At 33.7% G+C, this 1,019-nt stretch carries 1 protein-coding gene; it reads left to right on the top strand.

Annotation, left to right across the window (positions count from 1 at the left end; translation table 11 throughout):
• Positions 1-1,019: hypothetical protein (locus AC1QQ2_RS14415; protein ID WP_479713664.1), on the top strand; the 1,019-nt coding region annotated here is incomplete at both ends.

Here is a 1,019-nt window from a genome sequence, read left to right as displayed (position 1 = left end):
TAATGGAGGACTAGTAGGAGTAGCAAACTATAAAAAATTGCAAAGCCCCTCTACATCTTTTAAAGGAGTATTTGATACAAATTCTCAAAATACTTTTAGCTTGAATGATAACTGGAAGTCTGAGCTATTGGAAGCCTTAGAACGTTACCAGAATACTCTAGAAACTAAAGTAAGAACGCCAAGTATTAATAATCTTGCTAATTTAAAAAGCTATGCCTTTAATAGTGATGGAACTATGCTATATCTTGTAGTGCATTCTTTTACTTCTATTAGTAACCAGCAGTGGTATACAATAACTTATAAGTTATTAACCCCTTATAGTCCTACTCACTGTACTGTAGTGGGATTTTATACTGATGGATCTCAAAGTTTAGACGGGTCTAATTATACAGGAATAAGTAGCCTTATACCTGATCGTAATATTCCTAATATTGTATATAAATACTGGTGGAACTCAATCTACGGCGTGGGATTTTATAGCTTCCATACCTTTACTTTAACAAAGTATGAATATAGTGAAAATGGTGGTTATGGAACTTTATTGTCTCAAGAAAGTATAGCGTTAGGCAGTTACTCGGCACAAGCATCTGGGGCAGCAGGAAGCCCCCCAACCTCTGATGATGTTATTGATTACTTTCAATCTGATATAAACAAAAGGACTGTTACATGGAGTACTGACGGATTAAATTTTACGTTAACAGGTGTTGGAAACTATGTTACAAAGTTTTCTACTACTGTACCCTACTCCTTTGCTTCTTCAAATATAACTCTAATAGCTAGGACAACACAGCCGGAAGTAACATCGATTATACGCTATAATAGTGAATTTACAGAATTGTTGGCGCCAAACTATGAAGTGTATTCTATAGAAAATTTTTGGACTACTCCTACTCTTACATTAATAGATCAAAAAACAAATAGTTATCAAGATAAATATACAAATATAGGAGATTATGTAACTAGTACTACAAGTACAAACTTTCCTACTACATCATTTAACTTGAGCCCACAATTTTATT

It is taken from the genome of Aestuarium sp. (assembly GCF_023253315.1).
GTDB classification, from domain to species: Bacteria; Pseudomonadota; Alphaproteobacteria; order Rhodobacterales; family Rhodobacteraceae; genus Marivivens; species Marivivens donghaensis.
This window is presented reverse-complemented; position numbering and strand designations above follow the sequence as displayed.